At 58.4% G+C, this 15,660-nt stretch carries 16 protein-coding genes; 3 read left to right on the top strand and 13 right to left on the bottom strand.

Annotated elements, in window-relative coordinates; all coding sequences use genetic code 11:
* Nucleotides 1-305: 305 nt before the first annotated feature.
* The gene (locus HGEM_RS02580; protein ID WP_019127842.1) at nucleotides 306-2,822 is read right to left on the bottom strand and encodes an excinuclease ABC subunit UvrA; all 2,517 of its coding nucleotides are present in this window, start codon (nucleotides 2,820-2,822) and stop codon (nucleotides 306-308) included.
* 92 nt (nucleotides 2,823-2,914) lie between these two features.
* A complete protein-coding gene (locus HGEM_RS02575; RefSeq protein ID WP_154646797.1) occupies nucleotides 2,915-3,847 on the bottom strand; it encodes an NAD(P)-dependent oxidoreductase in 933 nt (310 codons plus the stop codon).
* 362 nt (nucleotides 3,848-4,209) lie between these two features.
* On the opposite strand from HGEM_RS02575, the gene HGEM_RS02570 reads away from it, so the two are divergent.
* Nucleotides 4,210-5,073, top strand: a complete 864-nt coding sequence (locus HGEM_RS02570; protein ID WP_019127838.1) for a mechanosensitive ion channel family protein — start codon at nucleotides 4,210-4,212, stop codon at nucleotides 5,071-5,073.
* A 290-nt stretch (nucleotides 5,074-5,363) separates the two neighbouring features.
* Here HGEM_RS02570 and HGEM_RS02565 read toward each other — a convergent pair whose 3' ends face one another.
* From HGEM_RS02565 to HGEM_RS02550, 4 genes are all read right to left on the bottom strand, one after another.
* Nucleotides 5,364-5,939, bottom strand: a complete 576-nt coding sequence (locus HGEM_RS02565) for an NAD(P)H-dependent oxidoreductase (protein WP_019127837.1) — start codon at nucleotides 5,937-5,939, stop codon at nucleotides 5,364-5,366.
* A gap of 179 nt (nucleotides 5,940-6,118) precedes the next feature.
* Complete coding sequence (locus tag HGEM_RS02560; RefSeq protein WP_019127836.1) at nucleotides 6,119-6,460, bottom strand: arsenate reductase family protein; 342 nt, start codon at nucleotides 6,458-6,460, stop codon at nucleotides 6,119-6,121.
* 121 nt (nucleotides 6,461-6,581) lie between these two features.
* Nucleotides 6,582-6,833: a hypothetical protein gene (locus HGEM_RS02555; protein ID WP_154646796.1), complete on the bottom strand. Its 252-nt coding sequence runs from the start codon at nucleotides 6,831-6,833 to the stop codon at nucleotides 6,582-6,584.
* A gap of 177 nt (nucleotides 6,834-7,010) precedes the next feature.
* Nucleotides 7,011-8,087 (bottom strand): hypothetical protein, encoded by a 1,077-nt coding sequence (locus HGEM_RS02550; protein ID WP_019127834.1) that lies wholly within the window; start codon nucleotides 8,085-8,087, stop codon nucleotides 7,011-7,013.
* Between the two features lie 768 nt (nucleotides 8,088-8,855).
* Here HGEM_RS02550 and HGEM_RS02545 point away from each other — a divergent pair.
* Nucleotides 8,856-9,905: a hypothetical protein gene (locus HGEM_RS02545; RefSeq protein WP_019127832.1), complete on the top strand. Its 1,050-nt coding sequence runs from the start codon at nucleotides 8,856-8,858 to the stop codon at nucleotides 9,903-9,905.
* Between the two features lie 214 nt (nucleotides 9,906-10,119).
* On the opposite strand, the gene HGEM_RS10210 is transcribed toward HGEM_RS02545, so the two are convergent.
* The 4 genes from HGEM_RS10210 to HGEM_RS02530 all read right to left on the bottom strand — a co-directional run bounded on the left by HGEM_RS10210 (nucleotide 10,120) and on the right by HGEM_RS02530 (nucleotide 12,538).
* On the bottom strand, nucleotides 10,120-10,527 hold the full coding sequence (locus HGEM_RS10210) for a hypothetical protein (RefSeq protein ID WP_019127830.1): 408 nt from the start codon (nucleotides 10,525-10,527) through the stop codon (nucleotides 10,120-10,122).
* A 198-nt stretch (nucleotides 10,528-10,725) separates the two neighbouring features.
* The gene (locus HGEM_RS10575; RefSeq protein WP_268257915.1) at nucleotides 10,726-10,860 is read right to left on the bottom strand and encodes a DUF6591 domain-containing protein; all 135 of its coding nucleotides are present in this window, start codon (nucleotides 10,858-10,860) and stop codon (nucleotides 10,726-10,728) included.
* Nucleotides 10,820-11,509, bottom strand: coding sequence for a DUF6591 domain-containing protein (locus HGEM_RS02535; protein WP_019127829.1), 690 nt, complete (start codon nucleotides 11,507-11,509; stop codon nucleotides 10,820-10,822). The genes HGEM_RS10575 and HGEM_RS02535 overlap by 41 nt, the downstream gene beginning before the upstream one ends.
* Nucleotides 11,510-11,725: 216 nt before the next feature.
* On the bottom strand, nucleotides 11,726-12,538 hold the full coding sequence (locus HGEM_RS02530) for a hypothetical protein (RefSeq protein WP_154646795.1): 813 nt from the start codon (nucleotides 12,536-12,538) through the stop codon (nucleotides 11,726-11,728).
* A 371-nt stretch (nucleotides 12,539-12,909) separates the two neighbouring features.
* Between HGEM_RS02530 and HGEM_RS02525 the strand changes: the two genes are divergently transcribed.
* Nucleotides 12,910-13,098, top strand: coding sequence for a helix-turn-helix domain-containing protein (locus tag HGEM_RS02525; protein WP_019127827.1), 189 nt, complete (start codon nucleotides 12,910-12,912; stop codon nucleotides 13,096-13,098).
* Nucleotides 13,099-13,134: 36 nt separating this feature from the next.
* Here HGEM_RS02525 and HGEM_RS02520 read toward each other — a convergent pair whose 3' ends face one another.
* The 3 genes from HGEM_RS02520 to HGEM_RS02510 form a co-directional block, all read right to left on the bottom strand.
* A complete protein-coding gene (locus HGEM_RS02520) occupies nucleotides 13,135-13,908 on the bottom strand; it encodes a hypothetical protein (RefSeq protein ID WP_035100582.1) in 774 nt (257 codons plus the stop codon).
* Nucleotides 13,909-13,954: 46 nt separating this feature from the next.
* On the bottom strand, nucleotides 13,955-14,530 hold the full coding sequence (locus HGEM_RS02515) for a hypothetical protein (RefSeq protein WP_019127825.1): 576 nt from the start codon (nucleotides 14,528-14,530) through the stop codon (nucleotides 13,955-13,957).
* A gap of 15 nt (nucleotides 14,531-14,545) precedes the next feature.
* On the bottom strand, nucleotides 14,546-15,660 hold a 1,115-nt coding region (locus HGEM_RS02510), incomplete at its 5' end, for a helix-turn-helix domain-containing protein (protein WP_230197207.1).

Genomic DNA, 15,660 nt, shown 5'->3' with positions numbered 1-15,660 from the left:
GCCGCAGCCGTCCCGTCTCCAGGCGAAATCAAGGTGGAGAGGCGTTGCTGGGCGCGGATCGGACACTGTTGGGATTCTCGGGCGACATTTGGACACTCGAAGGCCTCTGAGCGTCCAAATGTCGCCCGAAAACCCTGCGAGTGTCCGGATGTCGCCCGGCGATGCACGGCGTGTCCGGATATCGCCCGACAACGCCAAGAGGCGAGACAAAGCGAGCGCGGCCGGGCACCCGAGACGGCGCGCTCGCCTTCTGCGCCTCCTATCCTGTGAAGCCGGGGACGGGCACTCGGCTCACGAACCTGCTATCAACAGTGTAGCTCTTCGGCCACATAACGGCCCGTGATGCTCTCGGGACACGCCGCCAACTGCTCGGGCGCGCCTGCTGCCACCACGCGCCCACCGGCAGCGCCGCCACCAGGCCCCATATCGATGACCCAGTCCGCGTTGGCAATCATATCCAGGTCGTGCTCGATTACCACCACCGTGGCACCGTTGTCGATAAGCCTCTGCAGCACACCGAGGAGCACCTCCACGTCAAGCGGATGCAAGCCAATCGTAGGCTCGTCAAATACGAAAAGCGCGTCTTCCTGGCTGCGCGTGAGCTCGCTTGCCAGCTTGAGGCGCTGCGCCTCGCCGCCGGAAAGCGCCGGGGTGGCCTCGCCGAGCGTAAGGTACCCAAGCCCCAAGTCGGAAAGCACCGCAAGCTTGGCTTTGGCCGAACGCAGGCCGGTCTCGGCAAGCGCATCACGCGCCTGGTCAACGGTATAGGAGAGAAGCTCCGGCAAGCTGATGTCGCCCGCCAAGCAAACCTCGGCCGCCGCGCTGCCATAGCGCGAGCCCCCGCAATCCGGGCACGGGATGTCAACGTCCGGGAGAAACTGCACGTCGAGCGAAATCTGCCCTGTGCCGTCGCAGGTCGGGCACCGCAGGCTCCCCGTGTTATACGAGAACGCGCCCGCTTTGAGACCACGCTCCTTGGCCTCGGGCAGCTTGGCATAGGCGCGGCGCAGGTCGTCGAGTACGCCGGAGTAGGTCGCCACCGTAGAGCGCACGTTAGCCCCAATGGGCGTGGCATCGATGAGGTTGGCGCGGCGCAGCCCCTCGGCCTCCACGGCCCGCACATGCGCGGGCAGCTGCTCGCCCGCAATAGCTGCGCGCAACCCCGGAATAAGGCTCTCCAGCACGAGCGTCGTCTTGCCGCTGCCCGAGACCCCTGTGACCGCGGTGAGCCGTCCTCGCGGAATCTCGACCGCGAGCGGCCTCACCGTGTGAATCGCCCCCGTCTCGAGCCGCACCGCGCCATGGGCGAACATATCGCTTGCCGCCGCGCGCTCACGCACGCGCACACTCCTTGCACCCGAGAGGAACGGCCCGATGCGCGTGGCCGGCGAGGACTCGACCTCCTCCACCGTGCCCTGGGCAATGATGCTGCCTCCATCCGCACCTGAACCGGGGCCAATCTCAATCAGATGGTCGGCATGGCGGAGCACCCGCACGTCGTGGTCCACGAGCACCACGGAGTTACCGTCGTCCAAGAGGTCGTCTACCACGCCGAGCAGGCCCTCGACGTTGGAAGGGTGCAGGCCGATGGACGGCTCGTCAAGCACGTAGAGCACGCCGTTCGTGCGGTTGCGCACGGCGCGGGCGAGCTGCACGCGCTGGCGCTCGCCCGTAGAAAGCGTGGAGCTCGCGCGGTCGAGGCTCAGATAGCCGAGCCCCAGCTGCTGCAGGCGGCAGATGGGCTCCGCCATCTCGGCCACGATGACCTGGGCCATGGGCTGGAGCTCCTCCGGCATGAGCGCGGGCACGCCAGGCGCCCATACCGCGAGCTCATCGAGCGTCATGCGTGTGGCATCGCCGAGCGTCATGCCATCGATCACCGGCCCGCGCGCAGCCGCAGAAAGGCGCGTGCCGCCGCAATCGGGACACACGTCCTCGCGCAGGAACTTGGCTACGCGCGCGAGCCCCTTTTCGTCCTTGGCCTTGGCGAGCGCGTTCTCCACCGTGTAGACAGCATTGAAGTAGGTGAAGTCCAGCTCCGCGAAGTTGTCACCCTTCTTGGCGTGGTAGAGGATGTGCTTCTTCTCCGCCGGGCCGTGAAAGACGATGTCACGCTCTTGGGGCGTGAGCTCGCAAAACGGCACGTCCGTGCGAACGCCCATCTCCCGCGCGACCTGCTTCATGAGGTCCCACATGAGGGTATTCCACGGAGCCACGGCCCCCTCGTCGATGGAGAGGGACTCGTCCGGCACGAGCGAGGCCTCGTCTACCGTGCGCACGATGCCCGTTCCGCCGCAGGTGGGGCATGCGCCCGCGCTGTTGAAGGCAAGGTCCTCCGCACCGGGGCCGAAGAACTCCCGGCCGCATGACGAGCACGTGATGGGCTGCATGAGCGCCACGGCCATGGACGGCTCGGCATGCGCGCCGCAGTGCGGGCAGCGATGGCTGCCCAAGCGCGAGAACACAAGACGCAGATAGTTAAGGAGCTCGGTCGAGGTTCCGAAGGTTGAGTGCACACCGGGAATGCCCGGACGCTGGCGCAGCGCGAGCGCTGCCGGCACATGGCGCACCTCGTCTACCGTGGCGCGCGCGGACTGGCTGATGCGCCGGCGCGTGTAGGTGGAGAGCGCGTCCAAATAACGGCGACTCCCCTCGGCATAGAGCGTGCCCAGCGCGAGCGAGCTCTTGCCCGAGCCCGAAACGCCCGCGATGCCCACGAGCTCGCCAAGCGGAATGTCGACATCGATGTTCTTCAGGTTGTGCACCCGTGCGCCGCGCACGTGGATATGCGTCGGCTGTGGGCGCCGTTCGCGCTGCGCCATATTTCCCCTATCGAACCTCGAACATGGATAACAACGGATTTTGGACCGAACGTAGCCATGCGCCAACGATATGCGGCGCAAACCGCGCCCCGCTACACCTCGCTCGCCCAGCTGCCCGGGCCCTCGGCCATGGCGATCACGCCCCGCACGCCCTGCTCGACCATGCTGTTCACATTGGTGTCGGTATAGAACGCCATGTGCGGCGTGAGCACCACGTTGGGGAATTGCCGCAGGTACGCCATATCGCGGTTGCGAATGATATCGTTCACGCGGCTTTCGTGGTAGATGCCCCCCTCGTCTGCGAACACATCCATGGCGAGCGCACCGATCTTCTCGAACTCGATGGCACTCGTAACAGCCGCCACATCGATGAGCTCACCGCGACTCACGTTGACCAGCACCACGCCATCGCGCATCTGGTTGATGGCCTCGGCGTCGACCATGCCGCGGTTCTCCTCCGTAAGCGGAACATGCAGTGTCACAACATCCGAGCGCCGGTAGAGCTCCTCGAGCGGCACGTACTCGATCCCTGCCGCGCGCGCCGCGTCGCTCGGATAGGGATCGTAGCCGAGCACCTTGGAGCCGAAACCGCCCAAGATGCGCGCGACCTGCTGGCCGATACGGCCCGTGCCCACGATTCCCACGGTAAGGCGGCCGAGTTCGCGCCCTTCGAGCCCGCCGAGCGAGTAGTCGTTCACCTGCTGGCGCCAGAGCGTCGGCTTGTAGCGGCGCAGCACGATAAGCATGAGCATCACGGCGAACTCCGCCACGCCCTCGGGCGGGTAGCCGGTGTTGCATACGCGCAGCCCGAGCTCGTGTGCATGCGCCACGTCGATATGGTCAACGCCCACAGTGCGCGTGGCGAGGTACTTCACCCCGAGCTCCGCGAGCCGGTCGAGCACCTCGGCCGTCATGGCGCTTCTGCCCGAGATAACCACCGCATCGAAGCCCTGAGCGCTCGCCACGTTCTCGAGCCCAAGCTCGTCGGGACGGCATCGATCGTGATGTCGGACGGGGCCGCGCACGCCTGCGGGGCAGCGCCCCGCTTCAAGGCGTCGCCCGCCCCAACTCGAGCCATGACCTCGGCCAACGCTGGCTTCTCGTCTTCCCGCAGCTCATAGAGTTTAATGTTCATGCTCGTCACTGCCCGTCGCATCAATCGCCCTGGTTGCTCCTGTCAAGCTGGATTCTAACATTGCCGTCAAGATCCAGCCCGCCCGCAACCCGAACGGATAGCGCCGCCCGCTGCCCGTCTCGTGCCCGACCTGCTGCGCAAAGTCCACCGCACCCGCAGCTCGCTGCCCCGATACCGCCCATCGGCCAAGACTGGAACACGGCGCTTCGGGTACCATGGGAGAAGGACCATCGCAGCGAGAACCGGAGCATCATGGACGGCGTTCTTTCCAGCATTCAGGCAATCGTCACCCACCCGCTTTTCCAACAGGTCGCATGGGCGGTCATCATCGTGATAGCGACACGGGTGGTCGAAAAGCTTACCGTCAAGGCGGCAATGCGCATGCTGCACCACGGCAGCAACCCGCTGCCCAGCTCGAGCATCATCATTAACATCGTGCGCGCCATCATTTGGATCGTCGGCGCGAGCATCGTGCTCGACAGCTGCTTCGGCGTCAACACCAGCTCGGTAATCGCCGCCCTCGGCGTCGGCGGCATCGCCGTCTCGCTCGGCTTCCAAGACACGCTCTCCAACCTCATTGGCGGACTCCAGGTTACGTTCATGGGCATCGTGAAGCCCGGCGACAACATCGAGGTGGGCAGCGAGCGCGGCGTGGTACAGGACGTTACATGGCGCCACACCACCATCAAGGACAGCTTGGGCCAGACGGTGATCATCCCCAACTCGATCATCTCCACGACGGCACTCGTGCACCTTTTGCCTGCAAGCCGGGTAACGGTGCCCTTCAGCGTGCCGCGCACCTATCCCACGCTGCGCGAACTCGAGGCGCGTCGCGGGGATGCCAGCGCCGCCGGGAACGACGAGGCTACCACCGCACGCGACCGCGCGCGTGCGGGCAAACCCGTCGACCTCGACGAGCTCTCCGCTCAGGTCATTGCCGAGGCGCGCCGCGCAGCAGAAAGCGCGTCGGCCGTGACCGACGGGCCCAGCGTGTTTTTCTCCGAGGTTGGCGAGCTGGGCATCAAAGGCAGCGTCGTGTTGACTGTGGCCGACGCGAGCAAAACCTCCGCCGCCAAGGATGCCGTTGTGCGCGCCATTGCGGCTATGCTGGGATAATATGCAGAATCGCATTGGTTTTATTCATTGTTCGCATGGTCTACTTTAGGGCACCGGGATAAACTGCCCAAAAGTTGAAATAATCCCCAAACTCATCGAGCTGCGGAAACGTTGCGTTTTAGCAGGTAGATTGCCTGCCTGCTAAAGACGAGTTTTTCAGTTTTTGGGCAGTCGGTAAAGTAGACCGCCTCAAATCATACAAAACCAAGTACACGCCCCCGGGAAAACCGCCGAGAACGCCCACTGGACGCCGGTTATGCGCCCTTCCCGGGCAGCCGCCACACGCCGGGTCACTCGTCCTTCCCTGCCAGCCGCCGCAAAAACGCCGCGCGTTCCTCTTCCGTGGAGACATCCATGCTACCGAAGTTCTCCCAGGTACCGCTCGAGATGCCGAGCTGCCACAGCGTGCCTTCGATGAACATGCGCTGGATGGCATCGCCGGTTTGCTCGCGCAGGAACTCGGTGGGGTTCGAAGACGCGGTGTAGACCTCGGCCGATGTGATGTAGGTGAGCGTGCCCTTGAGGCCCTCGCCCGTGGGCTCCCACGAGAAGCCCTGCAGCAGCACCTTGTCGAGCCAGCCTTTAAGCATGGCGGGCATGTCGTTCCACCAGATGGGGAAGATGAACACGAGACGGTCGGAGCCGGCGATGAGCTCCTGGTAGCGCGTCACGAGCGGATCGAGCGCTGTGCCCTCGCCGTAGACCGCGAGCTCGTCGCGCGAGAGTACGGGGTCGAAGCCGTCTGCATGCAGGTCGATGATCTGGTACGGAGTGCCCTCGCGGTCGTAGCGTTCGCAGAGGGCATCGAGCATCGCGTGGCAGAAGCTCTGCTCGTAGGGGTGGCAGTAGACGATGAGGGTGCTCATGGGGGTTCCTTTCGGCGGCGCGAGATGGATAACGGCGGCAGAAGCGATAGTCTCGCTGGGCATGGGCGTCGCGGAGTGCGCGGGCCGGCGGGTGGAGGGCGCGGCTTCGCTCTGGGGATGCGGGCGCACCGGGCCGTTAGCGCCGCAGCCTCCCTAGAACGCAGCAGCGAAGAGTGCCGCTACTCCCAGGTCTTCCAGGTATCGGGCTCGTAGCCCACCGTGGCCTGCTTGCCGTTACGGACGATGGGCTCGCGCAGAATCTGCTGGTTTTCCAGCAGCTTGTCGAACTTCTGGCTCTCGGCGAGGTAGGTGATGAGCGCGACCGTGTCCTGGTCCTTGGCCTTGGGGTCGATGAGCGCGTCGAGGCCGCCCACCGCGCGCATCACGCTCTGCAGCTCACCCTTGCTCATCTCTTTCTCGCGCAGGTCGATGAACTGGAATTTGATGCGCCGCTCCTTAAAGTAGCGCTGCGCCTTCTTGGTGTCGAAACTCTTCTTGGTTCCGAAGATCTGGATGTTCATGGAGCCTCCGCCTCGAGTGGTACATGTGATGGCAGGGTGGAACCTCGCCACCCGATGGCTTCATTTTCGCATGAATGGCCTCTGAACGGCATGCACGCGTAGCATCCAAAACACGATAGGCCTAGCGCCCCACTAAGCATCGCGCCAAGTTTTGAAACGCGGGGATGCAGACATCGATGATGGCGTAGATCAACCTACGCTCCGCCTCATCGCCAGTCATGCAGACGGCGCCACAATGATTCTCCAGCATCTTCATCCGCAGGGCCTCGTCGATGCAATCGGAGCGATTGCTCGCCGCGAGTAAGATGCCACGTGGTGTACCCGCTACGGCAGCATCGCTCTCATCCACCAGCATCCGCTTCAATAGGTTCAAGACAAGCCTCATCTGCAGGTAAAACAAATTGACGATGCCCGACCGGAAAACGCATTGCTCTTATTCTGCTCAGAAGCTTGCCCAAGAACACTCAGGGCGCTGGCGTATGATTCGTATCCCGTCACATGAGCAGTTCCCTACCGGCAGGAGTTTGAAATAACTAATCGTGCCGAGCCGCTACTCAATAACAACACTCCCCTCATCAGAAACACCAAACTCATCCAAATCAATCACGATTTCCGAATCAGGCTTTGCGGGCGGTAGTGTCGCCAAGTGATCACGAAGTCGATTCGACTCAGTCATCAAGCTCACAAACGTCAAGCCGCCTGAAATGACTCCACCGATGACAGGGACAATCTTTCCCGCAGCTTTTCCCACGCTCTGCTTGGTAATGTTCACACCGATGAGCCGTAGCGTGTTTTTAAGCGGAACGTACCAGGCAGTCTTCGTAAGCGCCATTGTGGCAACACGTTTTTCGATTGAGGGCATCACCGTTTTCAGCGCAAACACATTAAGGGCCTTCGTCGTTCCGGCAACACCCAGCATGACGCCGAAAAACGTTCCGAGCAGCGCGATGGTTTCGTCGTCAGCCTCCTTGCAATCGTCAAGGAACGAGTTCCATCCGTACAAATAGGCGAGCTTCTGCATCACACGAAAAGCATGCACGTAGTATTGAGCCACATCCGCCGGAATCGTTCCAAGCAACGCGAAGCCACCAGGCAAGCCAGCGGCGAATGAGAGCGCAGAAGATTTATACGTCTCGAACGCAATGGTTTCTTCTGCAATCTGCTTAATGATTGCATCGGGAATATCCGTCTCTGCAGGACGCACGTCAATGGCACGCTGAACAGCCTCTTTCGAGACGCCCTTTTTCTCGAGCTCAGAGCGCAAAAAGCCCTCGCGATCAATTCGAACGCTCCGGAGTCTCAAGACCTCTTTCAAGAATTTGACTGCATAATCTACTGCCTCATCATCCTGAACACGCATCTCGTCTTCAAGCTCGCTCTCGCGACCGTGCAGAAGCCCATGCAGAGACTCCGCCGCCGTGGAAACGGCACCGCCCGCCACATTCGCGGCGCCAGCAAGAACGTCGCCTGCTCCAGTTGCAGCATCTTGAATCGCGCCTCCGACGACCTTTCCGGCAGACGCAAACACATCTCCCAATGAGAGCGGTGTGGGTGCCTTCGCTGCATCATCAGTAGCAAATGCACCCTCCTCGTTGCGCGGCATTTCTTCCGATTCTTTCCCTGCCATGCTTCCTACCTTTCTGCCCCAACACGAAACGTTTGCCGATTCATGACAATGCGAACTACGGGCACACCACTCATACCGGATCAGCAAGATCTGCTAGCACCTTATCGCCGAGAGAACTCTCCCGCACGCCTTCGCTTGGAATTCCATCTACACTAACGATTAAGCCTCATGTATTTCCAGAATATCAAATGCGCTATGTATAAAACAGCTGTGCACTTTGATGGAACCGACAAACTCATCGCCATATCTTTTGAAGCATATCTGGTCAGCAATCGAACCTCTTTTTTCCAGTATTTGTTTTGCCGTGCACACCACGCCGCGAAATGTCCATCTTCGTCTTTGTCTCAGACAAAGCTCCGCTTCGCATTTACGCAGCCGCATACAGCCTGTTTCAGCAAAAACATTAGCTGAGTGGTAAAGTTTCAACTACACCAGGGTCAGCTGCTACCACAATGTATTTTTCAGACTCGTTGCTGAAAGGAGGTAGCAACATGAGCGCCAAGCTCTCCGTCGCCCTGGACTACCTTGCCAAAGCGGGTGAGATCTGCATCATCATTGCTGAGGCCGGGAAGCGGGTCGTAGCTCTGTATCAAAGCTAGGCCCAGAATCGGGGTGTTGCCGCATTGGGAACGCCCCGATTCGCGTATGAGCCTATTTGTCAACAAGCTTTTAGAAGTGTCGATACTGCCAATTGGCTGCCGTAAAGTAAAAGCCTTATTATCAAACCTAGCGTTTCATCTCCTTCGTAATTTGAACGGGGAATTCCACATGGATTTGAGCTCTATCATCAATAAAGAAGCGGAACTTACGGCGGACGTGTTCAGAAACTATTTGCAGCTCAAACTACAAAATAAATATCCTGGCACCAGCTGGAAAGGCCCTCTTTTCGCGCGTTTTAAGCAAAAGCAATATTCCAATTATGGAGACACCTACAAGAAAGCCTTATCAAGAATCGAAGAGCTCGGAGAGGAAAACTACTCCTTAAATAATATGGATATCACGCTTCTCAGCGCAGTCCTTTGCTTTGATTTGGAAAACGCGCTCGGCTTGCCAGTGAAAGCAGGAATATTATCTGCCATCAAACGCCTCAGAGATGACAAGAATGACATGGCGTCTCATCGTGAAATGGGAAAAGATGAACCCATATACGATAAGTTATATTTTGCCATTGTCTGGCACAAAGATATCAAGCGTTTTCTCAACGAAATAGAGCGTGAAATGGAGCGGGGTGCCAACAAATCTGAAGAAACGACCTTGCTTCTTAACGCGCTCTTCAATCGAGCCAAGGAAATCGATGAGCTCATTCGAGCGCACTTCTCTACCCCGGAAAACAGCGAAGTAGTCGACCATGCCCTCATGCTTTTACTCCAAAAGGACGTCAATCAGGTTCTCGATGCAAGCGATTGCCCAAGCAAACAAAGGCATCTTTACTTGCGTTTCCTTGATAAATATAAATACGTCAATTTCGGGCCGAACTTATCATTCCTCTTTTGGAAAATGCTCGCCGATGGGGGTTACCTCGATGCCGCTCTCAGTACAGCTCGTTCATATTACGATGGATACTACAGAAGTGGTTCTTCGGTGCCTGATTATGAAAGCGCTTCCTACTACTTTCAGCTAGCCGGCGAAGAGCGCCTGATGATATATGACAAATGCATGCTTGCGAGCATTTATATCAACGAAGCTAGCGCGCATCATACAAAGAAAGAAGGAGAAGTCTTGCTAGATGAATGCAGGACGTTCTTATCAGGGCAAGGTCGAGCGGTGCTGTCACACGTCGATGAGAATGGCTTTACGCACTATCGACCAGAACGATAGCGGGTAACAGCCGAGCCCGAGCGCACGGCAAAACCTCAGAAGTAATTTGAAATAATCTCGAAACAGCCGGCATCTTTGCCTTTTAATTCGCCAGCATACTCCTCTATACGGGTATACGGATCGCAGAATCGCTTATAGAATGGATTCATCTTCCCCACGTACACACCTCGTTCTCTAAATTCTTGCTCTCCAAATTGGTCTACGGTAATGTCCACTATTGTCCCCTCTGCAATATCTTGGCAGCGGTACAACTTGACAAGCTCTTCTTCCTCACGAGCAGGTCGCCATATTGCACAAGCTGCCCGTCTAATTCGGCCGGTATTTCCGGCGGTTTATATGAAGAGGGCATAATGAGGGCATCTTTTACCACAAGCCACATATGGTTTTGATCTCCATATTTCCCTGAAACAAGTATTGCGTCTACCCCTTGTTCCTTCAGCGCTTGAGCAAGCAGGTACGAAGCGCGGCCGCAGCTAGCAAGAGGAAAGTGCCGAAGTAATTCGTCGTGGCGAAAGGCGCCGTCTCTTTTTGCCGCTTCGATACTTCCCCTTACTCGATTTGCCACTGTGCACAAAACGTCTTCTGGAACTATTGCGTCTTCATCCCTTAAAACAAAATCCATTTTTCCGCCTTTCATAATTACTCAGCAGCGAATTAATGCTCGACCATGTGTCCGCGAGCCTATCCTTTCTGAAAACCGCGCGACTCCAGTCATTCCACTTCTACCCTCTCAGGCTTATCGAAAAGTCGCGCACTCGGTGCTCGAGTGCGCGAGCTTATTGAGTTCTAGCCTGGAGCAATAGCGACGGAGTGCATGCCACTACCGCCCAACCTCGGCAAGCTTTGTCGTGATGCGCGCCATGGCCTCGGTGTAGTACGCGTAATCGACGGTCGACAAGCTCCCTGTGCCAATGTCATCGAGGGCGGCCTTCACCTCGGGATGCTGCGCCATCATGTTTGGATACCAAGCAATCAGTCAGGCGAACTCCGATCGCAGAATATGCATTCATGAAGTCGACGTACTCGTTGACGAACACCTCGTACTCATCCATGGTTGCCTTGAAATCCGTCGACACACTGGACGTATTCCCGGCCCGCGCAGAGCCATCGCCAACGCCGCTGTTGTCTTCCGTGAAATCGTCGGCCTGAACGGCCACCGCGAATTCTCGGATAATCTCATCCATCGTGAACTCATCGTCGCAGAAAGCGCTCCTTGCGCCAGAATTGATTTCGTACGCCACGGAACGCGCACCAGCAATAGCCTCGTATACATTGGAGCGGGCGTCCGCGCAGACCTTGTACTCAGCTGACATCAACTCAGATACCTCGCTGCAGTCATAATCGGCATCGACGGCATCCTCAACAGCATCTTCATCGGCCAGGCCCACGGTATCAATGACCGTCTGAAAGCACACACGGCTGTTATCCTGGACATGCTCTCCCAGCGCTTCGGCTTTGTTTACGACAAGGCTGTACCAACCTTGAATCTGGTCTTTATGCTCTTTGTAATCCTTGTAGAAATCCCCCGCCAGCTCGAGCATCTTCTCTTGCTCATCGTAGAGGGCCAGCACCGTATCATTACAATCCACCTGATCTTCAAGCACGACCTCGGGAGAGCCCGCTTCGACAGTCTACGAAGCAGCGCTTTGCCCGGCGAACCTGCTGGTGCCTGCCCTCCTCCGTTGCATGCTGCGAGCATAAAAGCCAGCGTCACCGCTCCAATGCACGCAACCATTGCTTCATAGCTAAACCTCCCATCCCCCGTATCCAAGCGAAGCAAGTGTAGGAATCGTTTCAGAACCAATCGCTCAGACCTGCAATCAGAGCGCCCAACCCATCGAGACGGACTCAGCCACCCCTTCACCGCCCTCGATCATCACAATGGAATCATCACTGAGGTTGAGGTAGCACGAATCGCCCGGATTGAGGTAGAAGTCGCTCCACGCATTCTGTTCAACCGCTGCACCCCACTCACCGTTCGTGGAATGGCCGGCATTCTCGAAAGCGTCATATGCCTCTTTGTTTTCAAATACGACAACGTCGAAGCCGCCATTTTCTTCCGTACTCGAAAGCACATACGTCCCAGCTCCCAGCTGATTGGAATCGTAGATTCCGTCAACCATACGCACCGGATTTCCGCTCACAACCTGTGTCGCTTCGCCATTCTCACCCTCTGCCGGAGACAGCGTTCCTCTTGCCTCAACAAGCAGCACACTTCCTTCCTGCAAGGAGAGGTTCAGAGAATCACCTTCGTTGAGATACTCGCTAAACGCTGCATTCGCTTCAACCGCGGCACTCTCCTCACCATTGGTAAAACGGCTCGCAGTGTGATAGGCAACATAGTTATCCACAGAGTTGAACACGATAACGTATCCGGTGTACTCGTCATCATCGCAGGTAAATATGTAGTTACCTGCAGCGAGATCACTGCCAACGAGATATACGCCCTGCGTCATCGCATATGGATTGTCCCGATACCAAGCATTGTCGACTTCAACCGTTTCGGCACTCTGAGAAGTAGCGCCATCTTCAGCGGATGTTGAGCCGGCGGTTGTATTCGACTGGCCACCGTTGCAGCCAGAAAGCGCAAACGCGAGAGCCAATACGGTCACGCAAGATACTAATGCCTTCATCTTCTTCCCCAATCGCAGAATTATCCCATCGCATAACACGTTCGACATTCACTAGCCAGCAGTCTTCGTGCGTAAACAATCCTTTCCATCCATATCTGATTCCTTCCTATTCGTTTTCCGATATCCCCACACAGGCCTTCGCCGCCTGCACGAGAAACGCAAACGAACGCCGCCGAAAACGAGCTCGACGGGCACGCCGTTTTCCGATTCGCTGAAATAAGCAGCATTTTGCATACAGATAAAACTGTTCCTGATATGCTTCTCACACTGCCACCTTCTTCCGAGTCCAATATATGCTCTCTACAGTGAGCCACATTACACTATACCGCACGTATGCTCAGAACATGGATAACGTGCGCGAAAAGAGAAGTTTGGGCTCCCGGATCAGGGCCGTTCGCACCGAGCAAGGAATCTCGCAGCGGCAACTTGCCCTCATGACGGGAATCAGCCGTTCCTATCTCTGGAAGATTGAGACAGGAACGGCCGACATCGGCATCGATATCCTCATTTGCATCGCGCGAGCGCTTGATACGCCGGTGCGCGAACTCGTGGAGTTCTAAGCCACTTGGACCGAACGGCACCGCGCCTTCAGGTCCCTACTCCTCGTCATTCTTTTTCACGTTGACGACCGGATCCCGGAAGATCTCATCGAGAACGAATTCATCGTCATAGTACGCGCTGTATGCATCGGAGCTCACATCGTAAACATCCGAACGAGCATCGGAAATCGCGTTATAGACGTCCGAGCGCGCATCGGACCAATTGTCATACTCCTCAGACCTTGCATCCGAAACGACGCCATAGTCCTCGGTATCAAGCGCATCAGCAAGAATGCCGTCGTAGAACTGATCATAGGCGTCCTTGAACGCGTCCTCGTAGACGGCATCGTAATAGTCGCCATAGGCATCTTCATAAATCGCATCATAGTACGCTTCGATGGCATCGTGAATTGCGTCATCGTCATTGGGGTCAACCGTGTTGATCACCGATTGGAAGTACACCTTGCTATTCTCATAGGTGCGCTCCCCAAGCGCCTCCGTCTCGCTCAGCGCAAGCGCGTACCAGTCATTAACGAGCTGCTGGTTGGCAGTATAGTCGTCAAAGTTCTCACCAACCTCATCAAACATCGCCGCCTGCTCGTCATACAACTTCTGAGCGGTATCGTTAAAATCGGCCTGTATATTGGCGAGAACCTCCTCCGGGCTTCCTGCTTCGACCGTGCTCTGCTGAGCAGAGGCCGCTCCAGCAGACGCGTCCTGCCCCGCCGATTGCGATCCCGCCGCAGAGGGCTCAGCACCTCCCCCATTGTTGCAACCCGTAAGGACGATGGCCAAGACACCCATCGCAGCAATCATCCAAAATCGTTTCATCGCACTCTCCTTACCTCGAATACCATTACGTTTTGCTCCGGCACGTCTAGCGAGGCGCCCCCGCCGGTCGAGCGGAAACGCCTTTCTCCTGTCGTTTGCCCTCCTGCCGCCTGAGCATGAACATCCAAACCGACGCAACTAACACCACAACAAGGCCAACGGTGTACACCGCTGGCGCGAGGCCCCAATCGTGCGTACTGCTGGGAAGCACCCCGCGATCACCAAAGTCCCATACCAAAAGGCGCGAGGCGGCAAAGGCCGCGATGCCGAATACCACCGTTGGAACGGGCTTCCCAAATGCAGCGAAAACCAAGGCAACAGCGGCTACGCCCACCGTCGCGTACATGATGACCATATATACCTGCCACGTTCCTCCCATGGAGCCATACACCTGGGCGTACTCCATGAGCGAGATATCGGTCGCACCGGAAACCGTCATCCCTGTAGGCTCATAGAACACAACGTCGGGTGCGAGCGCTGCAGCATCGCGGAACTCGTCCCCCGCCGAAGCCCATGGCAAGAAGAACGCCGCCACCAACATGAGGGCGCCTACGACCATCGCGATACGAGCCACGAGGCGCGCTGCCCCCAACCCCGCGCGCGGCATCTTTGCCTCTCCCATATCCAACCATCCCTTCTATCTGAGCTGCTTATCCATATCGTTCACGCGGGCTACAGCTGCCTGCGCGAGAAACGCGAACGAGCCCTCGCCAAAAACGAGCTCGATGGGAACGCCGTTTTCCGATTCGTTGAGGAATGCGGCGAGGGCACGGACCGCCAGAGCATCGCGTGCGCTACTGGTGCATTCGCTTGCAAGGACGTCACGTACGTTGCCGGCGTCTTCGCACGCAAGGGCGTCACGTACGTTGCCGGCGTCTTCGCTTGCAAGGGCGTCGCACGCGTTGCCAGCGTGCCTGCCCGCACTCGCACCCTCGCCCGCGACTGCATGCGCCATCTTCCGGATCAGCCTCTGGGCACCGGCGGTGGCAGGCGCCGCGTCATCGGCAAGAAGGTCGGCAACTGCTCTCGCCCAGCCAGCAACTAGCGGGGCAATCCCGCGCCCGCCCATCTCGGCAGGCGCGCCCTCGCCACGCAGTACGCCAAGCACGGCAGCAACCAGCTCGCGCATGCCACGACGCACAAGCACCTCATCCGCCTCCGCCGCCTGTGTCTCAGTCGTCGCAACTTGCACAGCGCGCTCAGCGCTCTGCGTTAATGCGACCTCCATCACGGCATACAGGCGATCATCGGTCGCCGCCGTCGCGGCCACCTCCAAATACTCGAGCGCACTCAGCTTGCTATCGAGCTCAGCCCGGCGCCGATGAAGCACCGTCGCCTTCCGACGCAGCGCGCGCTCAAACGAATCGTCATCTTCCATCAGATCAAACACCGCCGATTCAATCTCTTTGAGCGTGAACCCGGCCTTCATGAGCTGGCGCACTAGGTAGAACGCCAGCAGGTCGCCCTCGTCAAAGCGCGAATACCCCGGCTTGGATATCGCCGGCTCCCAGAACCCCAAGCCATCCCCGCTGGTATTGGGGTTGCATAGGTCCTGGATCATGTGGCGCGTGAGGCCCGTCAGGCGCTCAACGTCCGACCGCTTCCACATAGGCACCTCCCTCGCCCTCCATGCTGTACCGCCCGGTAAGCGGGCGGCAAGCACGTGGGCACCGAGGCCCGGCGAGCGACCGAGCAGCCAGGCACGCAGCTCACGCCCCGCACCCTTGGCTCCATGCCCTTGCCGTTCTTCCA

It is taken from the genome of Enorma massiliensis phI, from assembly GCF_000311845.1.
Lineage (GTDB): Bacteria > Actinomycetota > Coriobacteriia > Coriobacteriales > Coriobacteriaceae > Enorma > Enorma massiliensis.
The sequence above is the reverse complement of the archived record's forward strand: the minus strand, read 5'-3'. Positions and strand labels throughout refer to the sequence as shown.